General features: G+C 66.9%; 4 protein-coding genes. All 4 read left to right on the top strand.

What is annotated here, in order from left to right; genetic code table 11:
- The coding region (locus VGD20_RS01630) for a hypothetical protein (RefSeq protein ID WP_331132784.1) at positions 1-1,467 on the top strand (1,467 nt) is incomplete at its 5' end.
- The gene (locus VGD20_RS01625; RefSeq protein WP_331132783.1) at positions 1,460-2,383 is read left to right on the top strand and encodes a tyrosine recombinase; all 924 of its coding nucleotides are present in this window, start codon (positions 1,460-1,462) and stop codon (positions 2,381-2,383) included. The genes VGD20_RS01630 and VGD20_RS01625, both read left to right, overlap by 8 nt.
- Positions 2,384-2,394: 11 nt before the next feature.
- Positions 2,395-3,342, top strand: coding sequence for an acetyl-CoA carboxylase carboxyltransferase subunit alpha (locus tag VGD20_RS01620; RefSeq protein ID WP_331132782.1), 948 nt, complete (start codon positions 2,395-2,397; stop codon positions 3,340-3,342).
- Positions 3,343-3,477: 135 nt separating this feature from the next.
- Positions 3,478-4,977, top strand: a complete 1,500-nt coding sequence (locus VGD20_RS01615; RefSeq protein WP_331132781.1) for a M48 family metalloprotease — start codon at positions 3,478-3,480, stop codon at positions 4,975-4,977.
- Positions 4,978-5,018 lie beyond the last annotated feature (41 nt).

Here is a 5,018-nt window from a genome sequence, read left to right as displayed (position 1 = left end):
GGGCCGCTGACCCCCGAGACCGGCGGGCTTGGTCCCGATGCATTCGGCGTGCGCGGCCAATATGCCGCCGCAATCATGCGCCGGACCAACGGCCAGCTCGCCTCGCGCTGGGGCCAGATCCTGCTCCGCCGCTCACTGGCTTCGGCGATCGACACCCCGGACACGATCAACGGCGCCGATCTCGCGGCCGAGCGCGCGTCGCTGCTGCTGCGCATGGGCGAATCGATCACGGCACGCCGGATCGTCCAGTCGGTCGACTATGATCGCGCCAGCCCGCGCCTCGTCGCGACGGCGCAGCAAACCTATCTTGCCAACGCCGACCCGGCGGGGATGTGCCCCTATGTCCCGGCAGGCCTTGCTCATGGCGACGAGCAGGCGTGGCGGCTGTCGGCGGCGATCTGTTCGGGCCTGTCGGGCGAGGCCGGACCCGCAGGCTGGGCGATCGGCCGGGTGCGGTCGAGCGGCAAGATTTCGAACTTCGACATCCTGCTCGCCGAACGCGTGCTCGGCGCGACGGGCAGCGGCCGCCGTTCGACGACGATCGAATGGGACAATATCGACCGGTTGACGAGCTGGCGCTTCGGCATGGCGACCGCGACGGCGATCCCGGTGCCCGAGGCGCTACGCACGTCGGCGCCCTATTATATGAAGGGCTGGACGGTGCTCGCGCCGATGACCGACATGGCGAACCGCGTTGCCGCGGCGCCCGAAGCCGCCGCGCGCGGCGTGCTGTCGAGCGAGGCCTATGTCTCGCTGCTCAGCGCTGCGGCGGGCGAGGAGGAACCCGCTGCGGCCCTCGCGGCCCAGACCGACGAGCTTCGCGGCGCTTTCCGCCTTGCGCGCGGTACCGATCGCTATGCCGCGATGGAACGCCTCTGGGGTGCGGGCACGTCGCCGACGCAGCGCTATGCCGCGATGGTCGCGACGGCGCGTGCCGCGGCGGCGCTGCCGGCCAGTACCGAAGTCGGCGGCGATCCCTGGCAGCTCGTCGGTTCGATGCTCGCGGGCGGTTATGACGAAAATGCCATCGCATGGGTCCCGACGGTCTCGGTCGGCAGCCGCGCATGGGCGGTGCTCGCGGTCGGCTCGCCGCGGCCGCTGACCGGCATGAGCGCGGGCGCGGTCGGGCAATTCGCAGGCAACGACGACAGCGCCGACACGCTGCGGTCGAAATTCCTGCTCGCCGGCCTCGCGGGCCTCGGACGGATCGACGCCGGGGCGGCATCGTCTGCGGCGAGCGACCTCGAGGTCGACCTCGGCAAGCAGACGCGCTGGTCGCGCGCGATCATGGCGGCCGCCGAACGGCGCGAGCCGGGCATGGTCGCATTGCTCGCCGCGGCGGGAATGCAGGGCGACTGGTCGAAAGTGCCGCCCTATCATCTCTATTATATCGTGCGCGCGCTGCGCGATGTGGGGCTGGGCTCCGAAGCGCGGATGATCGCCGCCGAAGCGTTGGTGCGTGTCTGACGGAGCCCTGATCGGCCGCTTTCTGGAAATGATGGCGGCCGAGCGCGGCGCGTCGCGCAACACGCTCGCCGCCTATCGCCGCGATCTGGAACAGGCGGCCGAGTGGGTGAAAGCTCCGCTCGCCGAGGCAGATGCGACCGGTTTGCGAAAATTAATGGCCGATTATCAGTCCCTTGCTGCCAGCAGCGCGGCGCGCAAGCTGTCGGCGCTCAGGCAATTCTTCGCTTTCCTGATCGACGAGGGCGAACGCGCCGACAATCCGGCGCTCGACATTGCGCGGCCGACCACCCGCCGGCCGTTGCCGCGGATCCTGACGCATTCGGACGTCGAGCGCTTGTTCGAGCAGGCGGGCGAGGAAGCAGGGGGCGAAGCGCCGCCCGCCAACGCGGTGCGGATGCTGTTGCTGCTCGAACTCCTCTATGGGTCGGGGCTGCGCGCGAGCGAACTCGTGTCGCTGCCGCGCCGCGCGGTCGCCGGCGAGCGCGAATATCTGATCGTTCGCGGGAAGGGCGACAAGGAACGGCTGGTGCCGTTGTCCGAGCGCGCGCGCGAAGCGTTCGATCGCTGGCTGCCGCTGCTCGAAGGCGGATCGCCCTGGCTCTTCCCGTCGGGCAAGGCGCATATCTCGCGTGTGCGGCTGTTCCAGATGCTGCGCGAACTTGCGGGCCGCGCGGGGATCGATCCCGCCGCGATCAGCCCGCACGTGCTGCGCCATGCCTTCGCCACCCATCTGCTCGAGGGTGGGGCTGACCTCCGCGCGCTGCAATTGATGCTCGGCCATGCCGATATTGCGACGACCGAAATTTACACCCATGTCGATAGCCGCCGCCTCGTCGAGCTGGTCAACCGCCGTCATCCGCTGGCGCGGATGGATGCTGCCCACCCCGACGTTGACGTTGCGCCGCCTTCGGCCTAGCGACTCCCCCCATGACAGCCTTTCTGGACTTCGAAAAACAGGTCGCGGCGCTCGATCGCCAGATTGCCGAATTGCGCGAAATGGGTGACGATCCCACGCTGAATATCGACAATGACATTGCGCGGCTCGAGGATAAGTCCTCGAAATTGCTGCGCGAAATCTATGCAAAACTGACACCTTGGCAAAAGACGCAAGTCGCCCGCCACCCCGACCGCCCGCATTTCAAACATTATGTCGCCGACCTGTTCGACGACTGGATGCCGCTGGCCGGCGACCGCAATTTCGGTGACGATCAGGCCATATTGGGCGGGCTCGCGCGTTTTCGCGGCCGCCGTGTGATGGTGATCGGCCATGAAAAGGGCGACGATATCCCGTCGCGCATGAAGCATAATTTCGGGATGGCGAAGCCCGAAGGCTATCGCAAGGCGATCCGTCTGATGCAGCTCGCCGACCGCTTCGGCCTGCCCGTCGTCACGCTCGTCGATACGTCGGGCGCGTTCCCGGGCATCCAGGCCGAGGAGCGCGGCCAGGCCGAAGCGATTGCGCGTTCGACCGAGCAATGCCTCGCGCTCGGCGTCCCGATGGTCGCGGCGGTGGTCGGCGAGGGCGGATCGGGCGGTGCGATCGCGCTCGCTGCCGCGAACCGGGTGCTGATGTTCGAACATGCCGTCTATTCGGTGATTTCACCCGAAGGTTGCGCGTCGATCCTGTGGCGGACGTCGGACAAGGCGGCCGACGCCGCGGCGGCGATGAAAATGTCGGCGCAGGACCTGCTGGGGCTGAAAATCATCGACCGCATCGTCCCCGAGCCCGTCGGCGGGGCGCACCGCGCGCCGGAGGCCGCGATTGCGGCGCTGGGCGATGCCATCGCGCAGGAACTGGATGCGCTGTCGGGCTTGCCGCGCGAGACGATACTCGCCGCACGCGAGGAAAAATTCCTCGCGATGGGACGGGCTTAGGCACGCAGGCGCCGGAACCCGATCACGGGTTCTGGCGTTCCACTTTTCGAAAATGACAACCGCGGCGCATTCGTCGCTTGTCTTGTCGCATGATGGGAATATCCCTGACCGAAGAGCTGAGTGGGAGGCATTTCGATGAGCTGGAAAACCGGGAAAAGGCTGGCGGCGGTGCTGGCGATGGGCGGCGTGGCGATCACGGGCGCAGCCGATGCGCAGCTGAAGGCGATCAAGACCGCGACCAGCATCTCGCCCGCCGAGCGCAAGCAGGGCACCGATGCGCATCCGCAGCTGATGGCCGAATTCGGCGGCGCCTATAGCGGGCCGCAGGCGGCTTATGTGAACCGCATCGGGCAGAATATCGCCGTCCAGTCGGGGCTGTCGCGCAGCCCGAGCGATTTCACCGTCACCTTGCTCAATTCGCCTGTGAACAATGCCTTCGCGATCCCCGGCGGTTATGTCTATGTCACCCGCCAGCTGATGGCGCTGATGAACGACGAGGCCGAACTCGCCGGGGTGCTCGGGCACGAGGTCGGCCATGTCGCCGCGCAGCACAGCAAGAAACGCCAGTCGGCTGCAACCCGCAACCAGATCCTCGGCGTGCTTGGCGCTGTGCTCGGCGGTGCGATCGGCGACAATGGCGGGTTGCTCGGCGGTCTGGGCGGGCTTCTCCAGAATAATTCGCTGAAGGTCGCGCAGCTTGCGACGCTGGGCTTCTCGCGCAGCCAGGAATTGCAGGCCGACCAGCTCGGTGTCCAGTATCTGCGCAGTGCGGGCTATGATCCGCTTGCGCTGTCGACGATGCTTGCGAGTCTGGCGGCCCAGACGAGCCTTGATGCGCGCCTGTCGGGCGGTGATGCGCGCTCGCTGCCCGAATGGGCCAGCACCCACCCCGACCCTGCCTCGCGCGTCCGCAATGCGCAGACATTGGCGAGCCGTGTCGGCGGAAGCGGCGGCAATCGCAACGCCGATGCGTTTCTCGCGTCGGTCGATAATGTGCTCTATGGCGACGATCCGGCGCAGGGCGTGGTCGAAGGCAATGAGTTCCTTCACCCCGACCTGCGGCTCAAATTTGCGGTGCCGAACGGCTATGGAATGCAAAACGGGTCCGACGCCGTGTCGATCAGCGGCAATGGCGGGCAGGCGCAATTTTCGACCGGGCCCTATAATGGCGACATGAACGCCTATATCGCGGCGGCGTTCAAGGCCGTCGCGGGCAATGCGTCGATCAGCCCGGGCGCGATCCAGCGCACCACCGTGGGCGGTATTCCGGCATCCTACTCGACCGCGCGTGTGAACAGCCAGTCGGGACAGGTCGATGTTACCGTCTTTGCCTATGAATTTTCGCGCAGCAGCGCCTTCCATTTCGTTACGTTGACGAAGGCAGGTGGCGGGGGCGTCTTCAATTCGATGTTCAACAGCGTCCGGCGGCTGAGCGCGGCGGAAGCGGCGGCGATCAAGCCGCGGCGAATCGATGTCGTGACGGTGGGACGCGGCGATACGATGGCGAGCCTTGCGCGACGCATGGCGTACAGCAATTACCAGGCCGAACGATTCCAGGTACTCAACCGTCTGACTGCGTCGAGCCGGCTGGCGCCGGGGCAGCGGGTGAAAATCGTGGTCTACGCCAGCCGGTAATCCGGCGGGCGAAAAAAAGGGGCGGTGTTTCCACCGCCCCT

The organism is Sphingopyxis sp. (genome assembly GCF_036402335.1).
Classification (GTDB): domain Bacteria; phylum Pseudomonadota; class Alphaproteobacteria; order Sphingomonadales; family Sphingomonadaceae; genus Sphingopyxis.
The sequence above is the reverse complement of the archived record's forward strand: the minus strand, read 5'-3'. Positions and strand labels throughout refer to the sequence as shown.

Excerpts from the sequence above, each read along its gene's own strand:
- VGD20_RS01620 (WP_331132782.1), top strand. The coding sequence starts at position 2,395 with ATGACAGCCTTTCTGGACTTCGAAAAACAGGTCGCGGCGCTCGATCGC.
- VGD20_RS01615 (WP_331132781.1), top strand. The coding sequence starts at position 3,478 with ATGAGCTGGAAAACCGGGAAAAGGCTGGCGGCGGTGCTGGCGATGGGC.